The sequence below is a fragment of the Aureitalea marina genome (assembly GCF_002943755.1).
Taxonomy (GTDB): domain Bacteria; phylum Bacteroidota; class Bacteroidia; order Flavobacteriales; family Flavobacteriaceae; genus Aureitalea; species Aureitalea marina.
In genome coordinates this window covers 1,888,718-1,908,719 of record NZ_MQUB01000001.1, presented here as the reverse complement: position 1 = coordinate 1,908,719, position 20,002 = coordinate 1,888,718, and the positions used below count along the sequence as shown (strand labels likewise).

At 46.3% G+C, this 20,002-nt stretch carries 18 protein-coding genes and 2 pseudogenes; 8 read left to right on the top strand and 12 right to left on the bottom strand.

Going from position 1 to position 20,002, the window contains the following annotated elements:
* Window positions 1-2 precede the first annotated feature (2 nt).
* Genes BST85_RS08825 through BST85_RS08815 form a run of 3 tightly spaced genes read left to right on the top strand, consistent with a single transcriptional unit; the run spans window position 3 to window position 3,135 of the window.
* Entirely contained in the window at window positions 3-599 is a 597-nt protein-coding gene (locus BST85_RS08825) for a SprT-like domain-containing protein (protein WP_104812912.1), read from the top strand.
* A 4-nt stretch (window positions 600-603) separates the two neighbouring features.
* The gene (locus BST85_RS08820; RefSeq protein ID WP_104812911.1) at window positions 604-1,683 is read left to right on the top strand and encodes a mannose-1-phosphate guanylyltransferase; all 1,080 of its coding nucleotides are present in this window, start codon (window positions 604-606) and stop codon (window positions 1,681-1,683) included.
* 3 nt (window positions 1,684-1,686) lie between these two features.
* The gene (locus tag BST85_RS08815; protein ID WP_104812910.1) at window positions 1,687-3,135 is read left to right on the top strand and encodes a DUF389 domain-containing protein; all 1,449 of its coding nucleotides are present in this window, start codon (window positions 1,687-1,689) and stop codon (window positions 3,133-3,135) included.
* A gap of 2 nt (window positions 3,136-3,137) precedes the next feature.
* Here BST85_RS08815 and BST85_RS08810 read toward each other — a convergent pair whose 3' ends face one another.
* The 7 genes from BST85_RS08810 to gcvP all read right to left on the bottom strand — a co-directional run bounded on the left by BST85_RS08810 (window position 3,138) and on the right by gcvP (window position 11,191).
* Entirely contained in the window at window positions 3,138-3,902 is a 765-nt protein-coding gene (locus BST85_RS08810) for an ABC transporter ATP-binding protein (protein WP_104812909.1), read from the bottom strand.
* The gene (locus BST85_RS08805) at window positions 3,902-4,639 is read right to left on the bottom strand and encodes an MlaE family ABC transporter permease (protein WP_104812908.1); all 738 of its coding nucleotides are present in this window, start codon (window positions 4,637-4,639) and stop codon (window positions 3,902-3,904) included. The genes BST85_RS08810 and BST85_RS08805 overlap by 1 nt, the downstream gene beginning before the upstream one ends.
* A 48-nt stretch (window positions 4,640-4,687) precedes the next feature.
* Window positions 4,688-5,797 (bottom strand): alkaline phosphatase, encoded by a 1,110-nt coding sequence (locus tag BST85_RS08800; protein ID WP_104812907.1) that lies wholly within the window; start codon window positions 5,795-5,797, stop codon window positions 4,688-4,690.
* Between the two features lie 57 nt (window positions 5,798-5,854).
* Entirely contained in the window at window positions 5,855-6,694 is an 840-nt protein-coding gene (locus BST85_RS08795; RefSeq protein ID WP_104812906.1) for a glycosyltransferase family 2 protein, read from the bottom strand.
* Window positions 6,691-7,215, bottom strand: a complete 525-nt coding sequence (locus BST85_RS08790) for a methyltransferase domain-containing protein (protein WP_104812905.1) — start codon at window positions 7,213-7,215, stop codon at window positions 6,691-6,693. Before BST85_RS08790 ends, BST85_RS08795 begins: the two co-directional genes overlap by 4 nt.
* A gap of 1 nt (window position 7,216) precedes the next feature.
* The gene (locus BST85_RS08785) at window positions 7,217-8,278 is read right to left on the bottom strand and encodes a 3-oxoacyl-ACP synthase III family protein (protein WP_104812904.1); all 1,062 of its coding nucleotides are present in this window, start codon (window positions 8,276-8,278) and stop codon (window positions 7,217-7,219) included.
* Window positions 8,279-8,341: 63 nt separating this feature from the next.
* Window positions 8,342-11,191, bottom strand: coding sequence for an aminomethyl-transferring glycine dehydrogenase (gene gcvP, locus BST85_RS08780; protein ID WP_104812903.1), 2,850 nt, complete (start codon window positions 11,189-11,191; stop codon window positions 8,342-8,344).
* Between the two features lie 130 nt (window positions 11,192-11,321).
* On the opposite strand from gcvP, the gene BST85_RS08775 reads away from it, so the two are divergent.
* Window positions 11,322-12,137: a UbiA prenyltransferase family protein gene (locus tag BST85_RS08775; protein WP_104812902.1), complete on the top strand. Its 816-nt coding sequence runs from the start codon at window positions 11,322-11,324 to the stop codon at window positions 12,135-12,137.
* On the opposite strand, the gene BST85_RS08770 is transcribed toward BST85_RS08775, so the two are convergent.
* The 5 genes and pseudogenes from BST85_RS08770 to BST85_RS08750 form a co-directional block, all read right to left on the bottom strand.
* Window positions 12,127-12,372 carry a hypothetical protein gene (locus tag BST85_RS08770; protein WP_104812901.1) on the bottom strand — a complete coding sequence of 82 codons (246 nt, stop codon included), beginning with the start codon at window positions 12,370-12,372 and terminating at the stop codon, window positions 12,127-12,129. The genes BST85_RS08775 and BST85_RS08770 overlap by 11 nt on opposite strands.
* Before the next feature lie 4 nt (window positions 12,373-12,376).
* Entirely contained in the window at window positions 12,377-12,928 is a 552-nt protein-coding gene (locus BST85_RS08765) for a sigma-70 family RNA polymerase sigma factor (protein WP_104812900.1), read from the bottom strand.
* A 41-nt stretch (window positions 12,929-12,969) separates the two neighbouring features.
* The gene (locus BST85_RS08760; RefSeq protein WP_104812899.1) at window positions 12,970-15,003 is read right to left on the bottom strand and encodes a M3 family metallopeptidase; all 2,034 of its coding nucleotides are present in this window, start codon (window positions 15,001-15,003) and stop codon (window positions 12,970-12,972) included.
* Between the two features lie 3 nt (window positions 15,004-15,006).
* Entirely contained in the window at window positions 15,007-15,498 is a 492-nt protein-coding gene (purE, locus tag BST85_RS08755) for a 5-(carboxyamino)imidazole ribonucleotide mutase (protein WP_104812898.1), read from the bottom strand.
* Window positions 15,491-16,662, bottom strand: a pseudogene (locus BST85_RS08750) (5-(carboxyamino)imidazole ribonucleotide synthase). The gene purE and the pseudogene BST85_RS08750 overlap by 8 nt, the downstream one beginning before the upstream one ends.
* A gap of 91 nt (window positions 16,663-16,753) precedes the next feature.
* On the opposite strand from BST85_RS08750, the pseudogene BST85_RS08745 reads away from it, so the two are divergent.
* The 4 genes and pseudogenes from BST85_RS08745 to BST85_RS08730 form a co-directional block, all read left to right on the top strand.
* A pseudogene (locus BST85_RS08745) lies at window positions 16,754-17,329 on the top strand (adenylate kinase); the annotation flags it as partial.
* A 12-nt stretch (window positions 17,330-17,341) separates the two neighbouring features.
* Window positions 17,342-18,349, top strand: coding sequence for a GTPase ObgE (obgE, locus tag BST85_RS08740; RefSeq protein WP_104812896.1), 1,008 nt, complete (start codon window positions 17,342-17,344; stop codon window positions 18,347-18,349).
* 45 nt (window positions 18,350-18,394) lie between these two features.
* Window positions 18,395-18,916, top strand: a complete 522-nt coding sequence (locus BST85_RS08735; protein WP_104812895.1) for a DUF4136 domain-containing protein — start codon at window positions 18,395-18,397, stop codon at window positions 18,914-18,916.
* 116 nt (window positions 18,917-19,032) lie between these two features.
* The gene (locus BST85_RS08730; RefSeq protein WP_245917663.1) at window positions 19,033-19,998 is read left to right on the top strand and encodes a tetratricopeptide repeat protein; all 966 of its coding nucleotides are present in this window, start codon (window positions 19,033-19,035) and stop codon (window positions 19,996-19,998) included.
* The last annotated feature ends 4 nt before the right edge of the window (window positions 19,999-20,002 follow it).

The following is a 20,002-nucleotide window of genomic DNA, read 5'->3' as shown; positions in this document are numbered from 1 at the left end:
GGATGGACAACACTCTGGAAAAATACCTGCCCTCTGAATCGGTTTCGGCCTGCCTGGAACTGATCAAAATTCATGAGGTGCATTTAAAGATCGTCAATGAGCGGGTAACGCGTCATGGGGATTATCGACTGCGACCAGACGGAACTCACCAGATAACGGTCAATGCTAACCTGAATCCCTATCGTTTTTTGATGACCTTGATCCACGAATTGGCGCATTTAGTGGCGTACAAGAAATACGGGCGGCAAATTAAACCACACGGCAGGGAATGGAAGCATACCTTTCAGCAAATGATGCTGCCTTTTATCAGGCCACAAGTTTTTCCTTCTGAAGTATTGCCACAATTAGCTCGACATTTTAAGAATCCCCGGGCCAGCAGCGATTCTGATCCTGCACTCGCCTTATCACTTAAACAGTACGATCCGCCCAACGACAAATACTATATCTTTGAGGTGCCCATGGGTGGTTACTTCAAGTTGTACAACGGACGGGTATTTCGACGGGGAGCAAAACGGGTTAAGCGCTTCGAATGCGTTGAAGTGAAAACGGGAAGGCTTTACCTGTTCAATCCCATGGCCGAAGTCAATTTAATCCAATAGTTTCATGAACAATAATTATTATGCCGTCATCATGGCGGGAGGTATTGGCTCGCGTTTTTGGCCGGTCAGCACTTCTTCATTTCCTAAGCAGTTCCACGACATGCTGGGAACGGGGCAATCCCTGCTGCAAAAAACCTTTAGTAGGCTAAACCAATTTGTTCCTGCCTCTCAGATCAACGTGCTGACCAATGCTAGCTATACAGAGTTAGTTTGTGAGCAATTACCTGAAATTGATAAGAACCAGGTGGTTCCGGAACCGGCTATGCGGAATACAGCACCCTGTATACTGTGGTCTGCTATGCGTATTTACAAGGAGAATCCGGATGCCTTGATGCTGGTTGCCCCAAGCGATCACTGGATAGAGGATGAGTTGGCCTTTAAAGATGATGTTTTGGCCTGCTTTGATCTTTGTGCCCAAGAAGATGTGTTGGTTACCTTGGGAATTGTTCCTGACTTCCCCAACACGGGTTATGGATATATTGAAAAAGACAAAACTGACACAAAGGATATTCCTTCCGTCTTGCGGTTTTGTGAAAAACCTGACTACGACACCGCCAAACAGTTTTTGGAATCAGGAAATTTCTTGTGGAATGCAGGTATCTTCATCTGGAGTGCCCGGAGCATACTGAAAGCTTTTAAGGAGTTTCTCCCGAAGATGTACGCATTATTTTCGGAGGGAGATGATTCATATCACACGGATGGTGAAATGGAGTTCATCAATTCCACTTATCCAAAGGCGGAGAACATCTCAATAGACTACGGAATCATGGAGAAAGCCGCCAATGTGCGGGTCAAAAATGCCAGCTTTGATTGGAATGATCTGGGAACATGGGGTGCGCTCTTTGAGAAAATGGTTGATGATCCATCCGAGAATGCAGTAGTTCGGGCTAAACCACTTTTGGACAATGCCAACTCCAATATGATCTACACATCCAAAGAGAAATTGGTTGTGGTAGATGGCCTGGATGACTATATCATAGTGGATAAGGACGATGTTTTACTTATCTTTCCTAAACAGAAGCAACAAGAGATCAAGGAATTGCTCCAAAAAGTCAATTCAAATTTTGGAGATCAGTATACCTGATGTATGGAAAACGAAGATGTCAATAAGCACATAGAGGACCAGCGTAAAGCAGTAGAACAAGATGCCAAGGGCTTGTATAGGAGCATCTCTGGCTTTTTGTCCAAGTTGCTCGATATACGTCAGGAAGTAGATCGTCCTGCAACTATCGAGGCCATAAAGGCCGATATTCCTTACCGAGGTGCCACCGCCTGGATCCTTGTTTGTTCTATCTTCATCGCCTCCATAGGATTGAATGCCAACTCTACGGCAGTAGTTATAGGGGCCATGCTTATTTCTCCACTGATGGGTCCGATTTTGGGCTTAGGACTTTCAGTGGCCACAAACGATATTGACACCCTGCGTAAGGCCCTTAAGAATTTCGGGGTAATGGTTGCGCTTAGTGTGATCACAGCCTTGTTGTTCTTTTGGTTGTTCCCACTGAGGGAAGAGTCCTCGGAATTATTAGCCCGTACACGACCGGACATACGTGATGTATTGATCGCATTTTTTGGTGGTGCGGCCCTGATCATTGCAAGGACCAAGAAAGGGACCATCGCCTCGGTGATCTTCGGAGTGGCAATTGCCACAGCCCTGATGCCACCACTTTGTACGGTTGGTTATGGCCTCGCAGAAGGAATATTGGGTAATCCTGATGGTTGGAGGTATGCCGCCGGTGCCATGTATCTATTCCTGATCAACAGTATTTTCATAGCACTGGCAACCTGGTTGATCCTTCGAATCCTGCGTTTCCCATTGATCAAATATGCTAATTCACGCAAACGGAGAAATACCTCTAGGATAGCGTCATTCTTTGCCGTGCTGGTCATGGTTCCTGCTGGCGTGACCTTTTATCGGGTATTGAAAGAAAGTAGCTTCGAGACAGCCGCCAAACGATTTATCGAAACCGAGCTGGACGCACTTCCCAACTCTTCATATATGAAGAAGTACGCCACGTTTCAGTATCGATATGATGATGTATCGACCATAGAGCTAATGTCCTTTGGAGTAGAGCAAATTCCTGAATCCACGGTTTTAGTGCTTGAAAACAGGATGCAGACCTATAGTGCTTTGCGTGACTGTGAATTGGTTATCAATCAGTCCGGTCGTTTTGACGATAGAGACAATGAAGTCAAGTACCTGGAGGCCATTCGATCACGAGACTCATTGGTAATCAGTGATAAGAATTCCCTGATCGACTCACTGCAAAGAAAGGTGAATGCTTTGAGTAAAATTGAGGATGACCTGATCCCATTCGAAGAGATCAATAAAGAGGTGAAGATCAATTATCCCAACCTCGAGGAGTTCTCCTATTCGGTTACCCTGGTAGAACGAGGGGGGAAGGTGGATACTGTCAATTATTTCAATACCTATTGGAAGGACAATGCGCGCAGGCGAGATGTGGAGAGTGACAAAGCCAGGTTGTACGAGTTCTTAAAAGCCAGGCTGAAGATCGATACCCTGGTCCTGCGTTAAATTTACTTTTCCTTGATCTGAATCTCCCTAATCTTCTTGAAAAGGTCCGAGGAGTACACAAAATTGGTCACATTCTTGTTGTCCGTCATGAAGATCTCCCGGTTGTTACCTTGCCAGGCTAATACTCCTTTTTCCAGGAAGACGATATTTTCTCCTATCTCCATTACCGAGTTCATATCGTGGGTGTTGATAACAGTAGTTATATTGTATTCCTTAGTGATCTCCTGTATCAGATTGTCTATCAAGATGGCTGTCCGTGGATCGAGACCCGAATTGGGTTCATCACAGAATAAAAAGCTCGGATTGTTAACAATTGCTCTGGCAATAGCTACCCGTTTCTGCATCCCACCAGATATCTCAGAAGGATATTTGCTGTTTACCCCTTCCAGGTTGACCCGGGCCAAAACCTCATTTACCCGTTCCAGCATTTCCTCACGTGGTTTTTCACTAAACATGCGTAGGGGGAACATCACATTTTCCTCGATATTCATGGAATCGAACAAGGCACTTCCTTGGAAGACCATTCCCATATCTTCACGCAACTTGCGCTGCTGATCGATATTCATCTCGTCTATGGCCTGTTCCTTAAAGAAGATCCTGCCTTCCTCTGGGGTAAAAAGACCTAATAAGCATTTTAAGAAAACGGTTTTACCACTCCCGCTTTGCCCGATTATCAGATTGGTCTTACCTTGCTCGAAGGTGGTTGTGATCCCCTTAAGCACGGGCTCCTCGCCAAAACTTTTGTATAGACTCTCTACCCGTATCATCAGCTCAGCAATAAAGATGTAATGATATAATTAGCCAGAATGATCAATACACTGGTCCAAACAAAGGAGTTTGTACTGGCCTTGCCGACCTCCAAAGCTCCTCCTTTCATGAAATAACCTTGCCAACTGGGGACGGTGGCCAAAATCATGGCGAAAACCAGGGTTTTCACAAAGGCATAAAAAATATGAAATGGCTTAAAGTCTTCCTGTAATCCCTGGATGAATGCCTCCGAGGACGAAAAATCTCCGTATACACCTGCGACCCATCCGCCAAGAATCCCTAAGAACATAGCGATCGCAATTACAAAAGGATAGAATAATAAGGCGACTATCTTTGGAAAGACCAGGTAATTCAATGAATTGATCCCCATCACTTCTAAGGCATCGATCTGCTCGGTCACCCGCATGGAGCCAATGCTGGAGGTGATGAAAGAACCCATCTTTCCGGCCATGATGATCGAGATAAAGGTGGGGGCAAATTCCAGGATGATGGACTGTCTTGTTGCGAACCCGATGAGGTAAACAGGAATAAGCGGGTTATCGATGTTCAGCGCTGTTTGTATAGCCACAACACCGCCAACAAAGAAAGAAATAAAAGCTACTATACCCAGGGAATTAATGATCAGTTCGTCGATCTCCTTAAAGATCAGTTCCCGCATAACGGAACGCTTGGTCGGGCGGTTGAAGATGGCCCTCCACATCATAAAATACGAACCTATATCCGCCAGGTACTTCATATTGGAAAAGTGCTAAAATACGGAATTAAAGCTGGAGAATTCTACCCTTTAGTCTACAACCAAACCTATTGCGCGGACCATTTTAAAATAGATTTCATTGTTAGGATAAGTTCCTCCAAACGACTCGCTGCCCGGTCCATATGCGAAAACAGGAACCATGGTCGCAGAGTGCCCCCCGGTACTGTAGGTTCCGTTTACTTGGTTGTAATCTCCATCCAGGTCTGATAAGGTGAATCCACCCGTCTCGTGATCGGCAGTTACAATGACCAGGGTCTGTCCGTCCTTTTCTGCAAAATCCAGCACCTGGTCGATAACCTGGTCAAAATCCAATAGCTCAGACACCAGATAATCCGTCTCATTGGCATGACCACCCCAATCGATCTGGGATCCCTCTACCATTAAGAAGAATCCTTTGTCTCCAGAATTCAATTGCTCAATTGCTTTGGCCGTTGCCTTGGGAAGGAAATCTCCCCTTCCGTCCAACATTCGTGGCATGCCATCGGCCGCTAAAAGATAAGCTTGCTTTTCCGCTGTAAGCTGTGTCTCTATGCTGGTCGTGTCCACGGCAAAGCCACTATCGACCAACTCCTGTATCAGGTCTGCACCGTCACTGCGGTGGTTGAAATATTGTAATCCTCCTCCCGCAAAAAAGTCTACACCGGAGGCCGGCATTTGTGAGGCTATGTCCTCTGCTTGCCCTCTTCTTTTCACATGGGCGTAGAATGCAGCAGGTGTGGCATGCGTGATGGAAGAAGTAGCGATCACACCAGAATGATATCCCTGTTCTGACATTTGCTCCAATATGGTAGGAACGGAGATGGAGTCTCTATTCATTCCGACAGCACCGTTATAGGTCTTAACTCCCGACGCGAAGGCAGTGGCTCCGGCGGCAGAGTCCGTGATCAGCTGGTCAGAGGATGAGGTCTTGCTCAGGCCAACTACCGGGAATCGTTCAAAGGACGGAGTTCCTTCCTTATAGAATTGGGCAGCGCTCACCTGGCTTAAGCCCATACCATCGCCTATCAATAGAATGATATTCTTTGGTCTTTCCTTGTTCACATCCGTATTTGTCCCGGAGGTCTCATCTATGGTATCCTGGGACTGCTCCTGACATCCAATCAGGGTGATCCCGAATAAAACGAGCAGAAATTTCTTCATGATCAGGTCTATTTTAATGTAAAAGTAGGACTAATTTAAGTCTCTCTTTTTAGGAATTCAGAATAACTTTTTCTTAATCTTCTGCCACCTCCATTTACGAATGAAAGTTCCTTGATCTGGGGTCACCAATGCTTCTTCTTTGCAGTTTAAATAGCCGCTAAGACCTTCAAACCAATATTTTAGACTCTTTTTCTTCAGTGCCAGTTTGGTAAGACCGATCAAACTGAGGGTAAATCCGAACCGCATGCGTTTAAAAGCCTCTCCTTGCAAACGACCATTTTTAGATTTGTAAGTGGAGCCAGTAGGCTTCCAGTGTTTCACTCTTAAATGATCCAGGGTTTTTACCTTCCAGCCATAGTATCGGGCCAACTGCTCATCTATGGTGTCCCATCCCATGGCCTTCTTCAAGCCGCCTATATCGTCGAAACAGGCTTTGCGATAGGCTTTTAATGCACCTCGAATATGATCCTTTCCTGTCAGGTCTTCCAAGACCCATTTGCCGTCTTTTTCTACCTCACAAAACCCTCCGACCATACCTAAACTTGGTTCAGTTTTAAACTCATTGGCCAAGGATTCCAGGTAATTAGAGGGAAAGCTTAAATCTGCATCAAACTTGCAGATTACATCGAACTCATGGTCTATGTGCTCAAGTCCTGCATAAAAAGTCTCAATAACCTTGGCCCCGGGAAGGCTAACGGCTTCGGACATTCGGTCTATAACCTTGATAAAGTGATGGGTTTGGGAAAAGTCAGAGGCGATCTTAAAGGTATCGTCTGTAGAGTTATCGTTAACGACAATGAGTTGGGTAGGCAACAGACTTTGCTCAACCAACGATTGTAAGGTCTTGGGAAGATTAGACTCTTCGTTATACGCCGGGATGATTATGGCAAACCTCATAACCCTTTTTCCGCATAGACCAGGTAATATCGTGGAGTAAAGCGGCGAAGGATTGGCCGAATACCGATCTTCCTGACCGGATTGGTGAACTTTTCACGCTTTTTAATACGCCATCCCGCCTTTTCCAAGAGCCAGTCAAACTGCCAATCTTCAAATTCGTGATAATGGCGATCCCGTGCGTCTGTTTTTGATCGATAGGCGGAGGCAAACCAAAGTTTTAGAGGTACAGAGGCGATTAACTTACCTTTTTCTATCCGGGATAGCACATTGAATGGGGAAACAAGATGTTCAAAGATCTCCAGCGCCGTAATGGCCTCATACTGGTTCTTTTGTACAGCGCTGAAATCCAGGTCGAGATCTTCACCATTGGTGTTGGTGATCTGATAACCTTTCTCTCTCAGAATTTCCGAAAATGGATTACTCACCCCCAGATCGAGTATGCGTTCCTCCTTATTGATATGTTCTTTGAGAAACTTAAGGGTATGCTGATATCTCTTTTTCGGGTAGGTGCTGTCGTACATATCAGACGCGGTAGACTATGGCATTGATGTTCATTCCGGCTCCCACACTGGCAAACAGTATGACATCGCCTGGCTTCACGGAATGTCCCTCCAATTCACCTCTGCGCACCATGTCATAAAGCGTGGGTACAGTGGCTACACTGGAATTGCCCAATTTTTCGATGGTCATGGGCATGACATCAGTAGGTGTGTCCTTGCCGTAGAGTTGATAAAAGCGTTTAATGATGGCTTCGTCCATTTTCTCGTTAGCCTGGTGTATAAATACCTTGTGCAATTGGTCAATTGGTAATCCACTTTTATCCAGGCAGCTCTTCATTGCGGTCGGAACATGAGTAATGGCAAATTCATAGATCCTTCTGCCGTACATCTTAATGTAGCGTCGTGCGTCACTGACATCTTGGTTATTGGATTCACCAAAGTATATGAAATGAGCCTCATCATATGTAAAGGTGGCACTTTCAAAACTGAGGATTCCATTATCTCCGCTTGTGGATTCTTCAACAATACAAGCTCCGGCACCATCACTGTAGATCATAGAATCTCTGTCGTGCTTGTCGATCACCCGGGAAAGGGATTCGGCCCCGATGACCAGACAGCGTTTCGCCATACCTGATCGAATAAATGCTTGTGCCTGTATAATACCCTCAACCCAGCCCGGGCACCCAAAGAGAATATCATAGGCCACACAGCTCGGATTCTTGATCCGTAGCAAATGCTTTACCCGCGAACCTAGGCTGGGAACCGTATCACTTTGCTGGGTGCCGTGTTTGACATCTCCGTAGTTGTGGGCAACGATGATGTAGTCCAGGGTTTCCGCATCGATTTCTGCGTCTGCAATAGCCCTATCAGCTGCCCTGTAGGCGATCTCGGATGTGACCATATTATCGGCCAGATATCTCCGTTCCGAGATACCCGTTATTGCTTCAAACTTTTCAATGATTCTGGTGTTCTCCGATCCAAATGGAGATCCATCCTGCTGATAGAAGTTATGATCTTCGAAGCCTTCGTTAGTAGTAACCTTCTGAGGAAGGTAGGAACCGGTACCTGAAATGATAATACCCATGAGCTAGCAATTTTCGTAAAAATACCCAAATTCCAGCACTACCCTGTTATGTTTAGGCCTAATTTAGGCTTCCATATAAGCTTCTATAGGTTCGCAGCTGCAAATCAGGTTTCTGTCCCCATAGGCATCATCCACACGTCTAACACTTGGCCAGAACTTATTGTCGGCAACATAATCCAGTGGGAAGGCTGCTTTCTGTCTGTTGTAAGGTAGTTCCCAAACGTCAGCTGTTACCATGGCCTGGGTATGTGGTGCGTTTTTCAGAACATTGTTTGTATCCCCAGCATCAACTGCATCGATCTCTTCGCGTATCGCGATCATAGCTTCGCAGAATCGATCTAACTCTTCCTTGCTTTCACTTTCGGTCGGTTCTATCATCATAGTACCGGCCACAGGAAAGGATACAGTAGGTGCATGGAAACCATAGTCCATCAATCGCTTGGCGATATCTGTTACTTCGATGCCTTTTTCCTTAAAGGGACGACAGTCAATGATCATCTCGTGAGCAGCTCTGCCTCTCTCCCCCGTATAGAGGACCGGGAACTGATCCTTCAGACGCTCCTTGATGTAATTCGCATTCAAGATGGCATATTCTGTAGATCGCTTAAGCCCGCTAACTCCAAGCATAGAGATATAACCATAAGAGATCATACAGACCAGGGAGCTTCCAAAAGGAGCTGCAGAAATAGCTGTTATAGCTTGATCTCCTCCTGTTTCTATCAACGGATTACTCGGGAGGAAGGGAACTAATTGCTCTGCTACACAGATAGGCCCAACTCCTGGTCCTCCACCGCCATGCGGAATGGCAAATGTCTTGTGCAAGTTAAGGTGACATACATCGGCACCGATAGCTCCAGGGTGGGTCAAAGCGACCTGAGCATTCATATTGGCTCCATCCATGTAGACCTGACCACCGTATTGATGAATAATACCTGTGATCTCACGAATAGCAGATTCGTATACCCCATGGGTAGATGGATAGGTGACCATCAAGGCCGCCAGGTTATCCTTGTGTTCTATGGCTTTGGCCCGAAGGTCGTCCACATCAATGTTTCCTTCTTCAGTTGCTTTGGTAACTACCACCTTCATTCCGGCCATAACCGCACTGGCAGGGTTGGTTCCGTGTGCAGAAGATGGAATCAAGCAAATGTTCCTGTGGCTATCACCCCTGGATTCGTGGTAAGCACGGATCACCATTAAGCCAGCATATTCTCCCTGAGCCCCGGAATTGGGCTGAAGAGAAGTACCGGCAAAGCCTGTGATCTCGGTAAGTTGATCTGTAAGCTTTTGAAGCATTTGCTGGTAACCTTTGGCTTGTTTTACCGGTACGAAGGGATGAATACTTCCCCATCTCGCATCACTGAGTGGCAACATCTCGGCTGCGGCATTCAGCTTCATGGTGCAAGACCCCAGGGAGATCATAGAATGGTTTAGAGCAAGATCCTTTCGTTCAAGCTTCTTTATGTAACGCATCAGTTCCGTTTCGCTATGGTACCGATTAAAGACCTCATTGGTCATAAAATCTGTATTTCTTTGAACAGACTCCGGAATAGCTGTTCCCTCCAGGCGATCTTCGACGCTGCTAATCTCCTTGCCCAATACCAAAGCAAACACCTCAATGATGGCATTGATGTCTTTGATGGTAGTGGTCTCATTTACGGCGATGGAGACAGTATCCGAATCAGGGTAGTAGAAATTGATCTCATGAGCTTCGGCGATCAATCTGGTCTTTTCGGCATCGGCTTTTACCGCAATTGTGTCAAAATAATGCTCATTGATCTGATAAAGACCAAGTCGTTCCAAGGCATCTGCAAGGGTAGCGGCAGAATTGTGAACCTTCCGGGCTACGAACTTCAGCCCTTCACTTCCGTGATAGACTCCGTAAAAACCAGCCATAACTGCCAGTAAAACTTGTGCTGTACAGATGTTCGAGGTGGCCTTGTCACGTTTAATGTGTTGTTCACGGGTTTGCAGGGCCATGCGCAAAGCGCGGCCTCCATCCACATCCCGTGTTACCCCGATGATTCGACCAGGTATGTTTCGCTTGTAGGCCTCTTTCGTTGCGAAGTAGGCAGCATGTGGCCCTCCGTATCCAAGTGGAATACCAAATCGTTGACTGGTACCTACAACTACATCAGCTCCCATTTGTCCGGGAGATTCAAGCAGGACCAGGCTGAGAAGGTCCGCAGCAACAGCTACTTTGATTCCCGATTCTCTACATTGGCTTATAAACTGACCATAGTCGTAAATCCTTCCACTCGTGCCCGGGTATTGTAAAAGGGCGCCGAAATATTCGGTTGAAAAATCAAACTCTTCGTGATTACCGAAAACCAGCTCCACTCCAATTGGAATGGCTCTAGTCTGAAGAACCGATTTGGTCTGAGGAAGTACCTCTTCAGAAACAAAGAACTTACAGATGTTCTCTTTTTTCTGGTGGCGTTCCCTGACCGAGAACAACAGCGACATCGCTTCTGCAGCGGCTGTTGCTTCATCCAGGAGAGAAGCGTTAGCTAACTCCATACCGGTCAGGTCTGTGATCATGGTCTGGTAGTTGAGCAATGCTTCCAATCTACCCTGGGCGATCTCTGCCTGGTATGGTGTGTAGGCTGTATACCAACCCGGGTTTTCCAATACGTTACGCTGAATAACCGGAGGAGTGTGGGTTTGGTGATATCCCAGACCTATATAGGTTTTGAACAATTTGTTCTTCTCCGCCAAGTGATTCACGTGTTCCAGGAATTCTTGTTCCGTCATAGCCGGATCCAGTTGGATATCCTCCTTTAAACGAATGTCTGGAGGGATGGTCTCATAAATCAACTGTTCCATACTCTCAGCCCCGATGGTTTCCAACATGGATTGCAGGTCACTGCGGCGAGGTCCAATATGTCTTAAAGCGAAAGAGTCGAAATTCATATATTCTTCAGTTTCGGAATTTTCGCAAAATTACGACGAAAACAGCTAAAAAAGGTTGTTTTAACGAGCCCCTAACACTGTTTTTTTTAACTAAAAAGGGCACTTGCTAACATTTGGCTAATTTTGTTCAATGATGCGATTACGGCCCTGGTTGTCATTTTATGTGGAAAGCAGTATGCACGTGGGCTTAGCGGTTATTTCTCTATTGGGCATCTCTGCCTTGGAATTCAACACTTCTCTGGATTTTCGAGTCTACCTGCTCATTTTTTGTGGGACGTTGATCGGCTATAATTTCATTAAGTATTATCGAAGCATCAAGGAGGGCCATTCGGAGCTTCCAATCCCGGTTTGGTTATTCTGGTTTGTAAATATGCTGGCGGGTATCGGTATAGTCTATTCGTCCATCTCCCTCGATACTGAGTTGCTATTGGTAATGGGCGCAATGGGGTTGGTCACTCTATTTTACGATTTTCCTTTAAACAAGAGCCGAAATCTCAGAAACCGTTCCGGATTAAAAATTTTGTTAGTAGCCTTGGTTTGGACCGGGGTTACCATATGTCCCGCGATCTATTCGGCTGGGTTGGAGTTAAAGGGCGACCTATTGTTCAGTATTACCCAGCGATTTCTTTTTATCGTGCTCCTGACCCTGCCTTTTGAGATCAGGGATCTGAAGGAAGATGATTCTAGCCTGGGTACTTTGCCCCAGATACTAGGAATTGAGGGAACCAAGAAGTTTGGGTTCATCCTGGCTCTGATCATCGTTGGGATGGAATTTGCCAAATCAACACAGATCCATGTGCATATGGTTGTTCTGATTTACCTGGTGGTGATTTCCTACTTGAGTTTGCTATTGTCACGAAGCGAACAACGACCTTTTTTTGCTTCGTTTTGGGTAGAAGGGATTCCGATTGCCGGTTATTTGCTGGCCTTATCCCTTAGTGGTTGAGCATTTCCTTTTCCAGCCTGGCCTTGAGATCTTGTTTGGCTCCGTCCTCCATAGTCTTGACCTCTGGATTCTTCATGGCCTTGGTTAATTTCATATTTCGGGCCGTGTATTTCCGACAAGCCCGGCAATAGATCAGGTGTATGTTCAGACGAACCTTCTCCCAGAAAGATGCTTCCCGGTATTGATTCTTATCACAAATGTGATTGGCCTCCTGGCATGTTACTTTTACTTTCATCGGTTTAGAACCAGTTTTTTTCCAGACAGTCGGCCATAGCCTTACGTGCCCGGTGTATAATCACCCATAGGTTAGACGCAGTGATGTCAAATTCATTACAGATGGTCTCAGTGTCAATTCCATCTATGGTTTTCATTCTGAATATGGTTGCTTGTTTATCGCTCAATTGGTCCAGACAACCAAAAATGGCGGTACCCAGTTCTTCGTTCTGCATCAGGTCTTCAGCATTCTTATCGTAAGGGTCACTTACCCGTTCGGATAGCCAATCGCCCTCATCTTCGTCTTGCCTGTAAGACATACGGACCTCAGCCTTCCCTTTTTTGGAATTGCTCTTACGATAATGATCGATTATCTTTCGCTTGAGTATGGATATGAGCCAAGTTCTTTCCGAGGCGTCACCCTTGTAGTTGGCCATGGATTTAAGCCCTGCCAGGAAAGTCTCAGAAATGAGATCCTGGGCTACAACATGATCGTTTACCCTTACAATGGTGTAATTGTAAAGGTAGTCTGAGTAGCGGTCTACCCAATGTTGTGGCTCAGGTTGATTAGCTGACATTTACTGGAGTTACCCTTCAAAAATAATCATTTTGACAAAGCTCAGGAAGCTGCTATCAAGCCTGCTCTTCGTAACAAGGCTTCCGGATCCGGTTTGTGACCTCTAAAACGAATATAGAGTTCCATTGGGTCCTCTGTACCTCCCTTTGAAAGGATATGGTCGTTAAAACGTTGCGCAACTTTCTTATTGAAGATACCTTCTTCCTTAAAATACTCGAAAGCATCTGCATCCAGGACTTCTGCCCATTTGTAGCTGTAGTAACCGGCAGAATAGCCTCCCTGGAAAATATGTGAGAAGGCCGTGCTCCGACAACTTTCTGCCACATCCGGATACAATCTGGTGCTGTTCATGGCTTCAGATTCAAACGCCTTAACAGAATCGATCTCACCGGCAAAGGCATGGTGCCAGGCCATGTCCAACATCCCAAAGCTCAACTGTCTTAAGGTCTGCATCCCTTCCATAAAGTTAGCGGACGCCTTGATCTTCTCAATATATTCCATGGGGATAGGTTCTCCGGTCTGGTAGTGGCGCCCGAACAGCAGTAATGCTTCTTTTTCGTAACACCAGTTTTCCAGGATCTGGCTGGGTAATTCTACAAAGTCCCAATATACATTGGTGCCGCTCAGTCCTGAATATTTAGTATTGGCCAGCATACCGTGGAGGGCATGACCAAATTCATGGAAAAGTGTAGTGACCTCGTTAAAGGTCAATAATGACGGTTTGTCTGGGGTAGGTTTGGTGAAGTTACAGACGATGGATATATGAGGCCTGCTGTTGATCCCATTCACTATCTGTTGAGGGCTGTAGCTGGTCATCCAAGCACCACCGCGCTTCCCGGCTCTTGGGAAGAAATCTGCATAAAAGATGGAATTCAATCTCCCATCGGAGGTCGATACCCGGTAGGTCTTTACGTCGGGATGATAAACAGCAATGTCATCAACTTCTTCAAAGCTGAGATCGTATAGTCTTCCTGCGATCTCGAATACCCCGTTTATAACTTGCTCCAAAGGGAAGTAGGGTTTCAGCATTTCGTCGTCCAGGTCGAATAACTTCTGTTTCAGCTTTTCGGAGTAATAGGCACCGTCCCAGATCTCCAGTTGTTCAGGACCATTCAATTCTCTGGAAAATTGGCCCAATTGGGCAAATTCTTTTTCTGCTGCAGGCCGGGCTTTCTGGCATAACTCATCCAGGAAGGAGTTCACCGTATCTGCCGATTTAGCCATTCGACGCTCCAAGACATAATCAGCATGGGTCTGGAATCCTAAAAGTTGAGCTCGCTCTAGCCGCAAACCAGCAATCTCCTTAACGATCTCCTGATTGTCCAATTCGTCACCATGGCACCCTTTAGTAGCGTTTGCTATGGCCAGTTCTTGTCTGAGTTCCCGAGAATCCGCATAGGTCATAAACGGCAGGTAACTGGGGTAATCCAAGGTAAAGATCCAGCCATCTTTTTCTTTCTCGGTAGCGGTCAACGCTGCAGCTTCACGCGCGCTTTCCGGCAATCCTTCCAGCTGTTTTTCGTCGGTTAAATGCAACTCGTACTTGTTGGTCTCCGCTAATACATTTTCCCCAAAGCTCAGGGAAAGTTTGGCTAGCCGTGTATCGATCTCCCGTAGACGTGTCTTCTTCTCATCCTGAAGATTTGCACCATTGCGGGCAAATGCCTGGTATTGGGTATCCAACAACATTTGCTCTTCCGGGTTCAAGTCTAGTTCCTCACGTTTCTGATAGACATTCTTAACCCTTTGGAAGAGGGGTTGATTGAGCATGAAATCATTCCGAAATTCCGTTAATATTGGAGATATCTCCTGTGCCAGGGCCTGTAGCTCTTCGTTGGTCTCAGCACTGTTCAAGTTGAAGAAGGTACCGGATACGATATTCAGTTTTTCGCCGGTGCGTTCCAGGGCTTCTATGGTGTTCGAAAAATCCGGTGTTTCGGGATTGTCCGTAATCCGATCAATTTCCTTGTTGGTCTCCTTGATCAGGGTTTTGATCGCTGGCAGGAAATGTTCATTTTTTATACGGTCAAATGGCAGGGTGTCGAAATCCTGCAGCAGGGGATTGGTGTTGGTCATGATCTAGTGCTGGGTTTTGATATCCTTGGCGCCTTCTTCCACTTTCTTCTTCAGTCCTTCTTTGTAGACAAGGACTTTGTCCAGAACACATTTATCTGCACTTCCGATGATCTGAGCAGCAAGTATACCTGCATTCTTGGCACCGTTAAGAGCAACTGTGGCTACGGGCACTCCGCCCGGCATTTGTAGGATAGAAAGTACGGAGTCCCAACCATCTATGGAATTGCTGGACTTGACAGGGACACCGATCACTGGCAGCGGCGACAATGAAGCAATCATCCCAGGTAGGTGAGCCGCACCTCCAGCTCCGGCAATTATCACTGAAATACCTCTTTCATGTGCATTTTTACCATAATCAAACAATTTATCCGGGGTACGATGTGCCGATACAATGTCTACTTCTACCTCAATGTCAAATCCTTTGAGGATCTCGACTGCATCTTTCATAACCGGCATGTCGCTGGTGCTACCCATAATTATACCCACTTTACTCATGATTGCTGCTATTACTGATTACACGAATACTATTTTTGACGGACTCGGCCAGTTGCCGAGCATTATTCAATTCCTTATCCACTATGGTCACGTGTCCCATTTTTCGAAAAGGTCGGGTTTCACTTTTACCGTAGATATGCGGAGTAACCCCTTCCATGGCCATGATCTTCTCAATATTTTCGTAGACCACCGGGCCGGTATGACCTTCGGCTCCCACCAAGTTGACCATAACACCCCAACTTTACTATCTGTCTTGCCCAAGGGAAGGTCCAGAATGGCCCTGAGATGTTGTTCAAATTGATTGGTGTAACTGGCCTCAATGCTATAGTGGCCGCTGTTATGGGGACGAGGAGCTACCTCGTTAACCAAAATTTGGTCATCCTCGGTTTGGAACAGCTCGACCGCCAATAACCCAACATGACTTAATGCCTGCGAGACTTGTTTGGCTACATTCCTGGCCTTTTCGGCAACCTCATCGTCAATGCGAGCCGGACACAGGACGTACTCCACCTGGTTGGCCTCTGGATGAAATTCCATTTCCACCACCGGATAGGTAGTCAATTCCCCTTGAGGAGAACGGGCCACAATAACGGCCAATTCATTCTTAAATGGGATCAGATCCTCTGCAATACATGGCACATCCGCCAATTGATCTAGCCTGGACAGGTCCTTCACTATGCTGACACCCATACCATCGTATCCACCAACGCAGCTTTTCCAAACAAAGGGTAATCTTACCCGGTCCTCTTTAATGGCCGTTCGCAAAGCTTGAAGGGATTCAAAACGATGGAAAGATGCAGTAGGGATATGGTTATCCCTGTAGAACTCCTTTTGGATGCCTTTATTCTGTATATGTCGTAAAGTATGGGACGAGGGATAGACTTTTTTGCCTTCGCGCTCTAAGGTCTCCAATGCATCTACATTGACACCCTCGATCTCGAAGGTCAACAAGTCCACCTTTCGACCGAAATCGAGGACAGTTTGGTAATCCATCAGATCACCTTGTTGAAAGTCATTACACGCAATGCGGCATGGAGCCTGATCACTTGGATCCAGAACCCGGGTGGCAATGTCGTATTTCCGGGTTTCGTAGAGGAGCATTTTTCCCAATTGTCCGCCTCCCAGTATTCCTAATGTGAAGGAGGAAGAAAAATAATTTGCCATGTAGCAAAGGTACAATCTTCTGGGCAATTCTTATCTTTGCAACCGCGTGAAATAACCGCCTGCATAAAGGCGATAATCTTTAAACAAGTTCATGATCAATCTCGTTTTATTTGGGCCTCCGGGTGCTGGAAAAGGTACTCAGGCAGATGTCATAAAAGAAAAGTATCAATTGGTTCATATCTCCACTGGGGAAGTATTCCGTTTTAACATGAAAAACAATACTGAGCTGGGAAGATTGGCCAAGAAGTATATAGAAAAGGGTCAGTTAGTACCCGATCAAGTGACCATAGACATGCTCAATGCCGAGGTAGACAAGAACCCGGATGCCAATGGTTTTATTTTCGACGGTTTCCCTCGTACCGAGGCCCAGGCACAATCCTTGGATAACCTTATGAACTCCAAGAAGAGCGAGATTACGGCAATGATCGCTTTAGAGGTAGAGGACCAGGTCTTGGTTGAAAGACTCTTAGAGCGAGGAAAGACCTCTGGCCGAGCAGATGATGCCGATGAGGCTGTGATCCGAAACCGGATCAAGGTCTATTACGACGAGACCGCCATTTTAAAGAACTTCTACCTGGCACAGGACAAGTACTTCGGTGTAGACGGTGTAGGTAGTATAGCCGAAATTACAGATCGCCTAAGTGGGGTGATCGATTCACTTCAATAGAAACCAGATCCCATGACCGAGGGAAATTTTGTGGATTATGTCAAGGTGCATGTGACCTCGGGAAAAGGAGGCCAGGGTAGCGCACACCTCCGTAGAGAGAAATTTGTGGCCAAAGGTGGGCCGGATGGAGGAGATGGTGGCCGGGGAGGGCATATCATTCTTCGGGCCAACAAGAATCTATGGACCTTGTATCACTTGAAATTCAAGCGACACTTTAAGGCCGGGCACGGCGGTGCAGGCGGTAAACAAACCAGTACAGGTGCTAATGGAGAAGATATTATCATTGAGGTACCGCTTGGCACCCTTCTTAAGGATTCCGACAGCCAGGAAAAGATTGCCGAACTCACTGAAGATGGCCAGGAAGTGATCGTGGCGAAGGGTGGCAAGGGAGGCCGAGGAAATGACCATTTCAAATCGGCTACCCGTCAGACACCGCGCTATGCCCAACCGGGCCTGCCCGGAGAGGAACGCAATGTGACCATCGAGCTGAAAGTACTGGCCGATGTCGGATTGGTTGGCTTTCCCAATGCCGGAAAGTCTACTTTACTATCCGTGATCACCGCTGCGAAACCCAAGATCGCAGATTATGAGTTCACCACTCTCAAACCCAACTTGGGGATAGTGAAGCACCGGGACTATCAGACCTTCGTTATGGCGGATATACCGGGTATCATAGAAGGTGCGGCAGAAGGTAAGGGAATCGGACATCGATTTTTGCGGCATATCGAGAGAAATTCGGTATTACTGTTCTTAATTCCGGCGGACGCTCCGGATATTGAAAAACAGTATGATATACTGCTTGACGAATTACGACGTTTTAACCCGGAATTGCTGGATAAAGACCGGCTTATTGCCATTTCTAAGAGCGATATGCTGGATGAGGAACTGAAAACAGAAATGGATGCCGAACTGAAAGGAGCATTCGGTGGACTTCCCTACCTGTTCATTTCGTCTGTAGCCCAAAAGGGTTTGACTGAACTCAAAGATTCGCTCTGGGTCTTACTGAACCGGGAAGAATAGACTCCCTTGGTCATAGCCTCATTTCGTATCTTTATTTAAAAAGCTATGCGTTTATTATCTCTGATCTTTTGGGCGTTTTGCCTGCTCTCTTGTGGCTCTGCCGCTGTTGTAGATTACGACAGGGCGGCCGATTTTGGCCAACTGGACAGCTATGATTATTACCCACAGATAGACAGTGGCCTGACAGAATTTGACAACCGTCGCCTGATCCGTGCAATAGACAGCGTGTTGGAGACTAGGGGGATGAGCCAAAGCATCCGACCGGAATTCCTGATCAATTTTTACACCGAGGATTATGTGACCGAATCCAATACCACCATAGGTGTTGGAATAGGTGGAGGGAGCGGAAATGTTGGATACGGCGTAAGCGGAGGCATTCCAGTCGGTGGAAACCAAATCAGGCAGTTACTCACAGTGGATATTATCGATGTGCGCAAGGACGCCCTAATCTGGCAAGGGGTTATCGCGGCAGACCTCAAGACGAATTCTTCTCCGGAGAAGAAGGAAGTCTATTATCGTGAGACCATTACCAAGTTGTTAGCTGACTTTCCGCCAAAGGAAGATTAAGCCTGAGGGTGTTAAATTGATGATAAAAGCCGACAACATCAGACTAAAGCAATTGAGTGAACGTTCTGCACTCAACGAGTGAAAAAGCCATATTCCCTATCTTTAGACCCATTAGTATGACTCAAATGCGGTATTTGACCTGCTTTATGTTGATCATGGCATCTGCTTTGCATGCCCAAAACCCCTTTGATCGGGCTGTGATCCTCTTTGAGGATGCGCAGTATGAAGAGGCAGGATCCTTGTTTCAATCCCACTTGAAAAATTACCCAAAGGACGCAAAGACCCGAGAATATCTTGGCGATATCGCCGCTTACCAAAAGGATTGGGATGGAGCTTTGGAGTGGTATGGTCCTCTGGTGGAGGAAAATGATCAAAGCGCCAATTACCATTACAAATACGGTGGTTCTTTAGCTATGAAGGCGCTGGAGGTAAATAAATTCAAGGCCCTGGGATATATTTCGGATATCAAATATCACTTTGGCAAGGCTGCAGAACTGGATAGCTCTCATATTGACGTCAGATGGGCCTTGGTCGAATTCTACATGCAATTACCTGGAATTATCGGGGGAAGTGAGCGCAAGTCCAAGTCCTACGCAGACCAGCTGATGAAGATCTCTCCGGTAGACGGACACCTATCCCATGGTTATATTGCCGAGTATAGTGATCGGCCAAAAGATGCGGAGTATCACTATAAGAAAGCCATCGATATTGGTGGGTCCATGTTGACCTATGAGAAACTGACTAGTTTTTACGAGAACAATGACCGTCCCAACGAGGCCATCAATAATGCTACCAGATCACTAGAGATACACCAGCGAAATCAGCTGAATTATCAGATCGGGAAGATCGCCGCTCAATACAACCTGAAGAGTGATTTGGGAATTCAATGTCTACACGCATATATAGAAAATCATTCGGCTAAGGATGGAGTGCCGAAGGATTGGGCTTATTTTCGTCTGGCACAGATCCATAAGAACAAAGGTCAAAAGAACCAGGCGCTAGAATGGATCGATAAGGCTCTGGAAGATCGACCGGATTTTAAGGAAGCACGGCAAGAAAAAGCCATTATCTTAGCGCTTTAATCAG

Excerpts from the sequence above, each read along its gene's own strand:
- BST85_RS08825 (WP_104812912.1), top strand. The coding sequence starts at position 3 with ATGGACAACACTCTGGAAAAATACCTGCCCTCTGAATCGGTTTCGGCC.
- BST85_RS08820 (WP_104812911.1), top strand. The coding sequence starts at position 604 with ATGAACAATAATTATTATGCCGTCATCATGGCGGGAGGTATTGGCTCG.
- BST85_RS08815 (WP_104812910.1), top strand. The coding sequence starts at position 1,687 with ATGGAAAACGAAGATGTCAATAAGCACATAGAGGACCAGCGTAAAGCA.
- BST85_RS08810 (WP_104812909.1), bottom strand. The coding sequence starts at position 3,902 with ATGATACGGGTAGAGAGTCTATACAAAAGTTTTGGCGAGGAGCCCGTG.
- BST85_RS08805 (WP_104812908.1), bottom strand. The coding sequence starts at position 4,639 with ATGAAGTACCTGGCGGATATAGGTTCGTATTTTATGATGTGGAGGGCC.
- BST85_RS08800 (WP_104812907.1), bottom strand. The coding sequence starts at position 5,797 with ATGAAGAAATTTCTGCTCGTTTTATTCGGGATCACCCTGATTGGATGT.
- BST85_RS08795 (WP_104812906.1), bottom strand. The coding sequence starts at position 6,694 with ATGAGGTTTGCCATAATCATCCCGGCGTATAACGAAGAGTCTAATCTT.
- BST85_RS08790 (WP_104812905.1), bottom strand. The coding sequence starts at position 7,215 with ATGTACGACAGCACCTACCCGAAAAAGAGATATCAGCATACCCTTAAG.
- BST85_RS08785 (WP_104812904.1), bottom strand. The coding sequence starts at position 8,278 with ATGGGTATTATCATTTCAGGTACCGGTTCCTACCTTCCTCAGAAGGTT.
- gcvP (WP_104812903.1), bottom strand. The coding sequence starts at position 11,191 with ATGAATTTCGACTCTTTCGCTTTAAGACATATTGGACCTCGCCGCAGT.
- BST85_RS08775 (WP_104812902.1), top strand. The coding sequence starts at position 11,322 with ATGATGCGATTACGGCCCTGGTTGTCATTTTATGTGGAAAGCAGTATG.
- BST85_RS08770 (WP_104812901.1), bottom strand. The coding sequence starts at position 12,372 with ATGAAAGTAAAAGTAACATGCCAGGAGGCCAATCACATTTGTGATAAG.
- BST85_RS08765 (WP_104812900.1), bottom strand. The coding sequence starts at position 12,928 with ATGTCAGCTAATCAACCTGAGCCACAACATTGGGTAGACCGCTACTCA.
- BST85_RS08760 (WP_104812899.1), bottom strand. The coding sequence starts at position 15,003 with ATGACCAACACCAATCCCCTGCTGCAGGATTTCGACACCCTGCCATTT.
- purE (WP_104812898.1), bottom strand. The coding sequence starts at position 15,498 with ATGAGTAAAGTGGGTATAATTATGGGTAGCACCAGCGACATGCCGGTT.
- obgE (WP_104812896.1), top strand. The coding sequence starts at position 17,342 with ATGACCGAGGGAAATTTTGTGGATTATGTCAAGGTGCATGTGACCTCG.
- BST85_RS08735 (WP_104812895.1), top strand. The coding sequence starts at position 18,395 with ATGCGTTTATTATCTCTGATCTTTTGGGCGTTTTGCCTGCTCTCTTGT.
- BST85_RS08730 (WP_245917663.1), top strand. The coding sequence starts at position 19,033 with ATGACTCAAATGCGGTATTTGACCTGCTTTATGTTGATCATGGCATCT.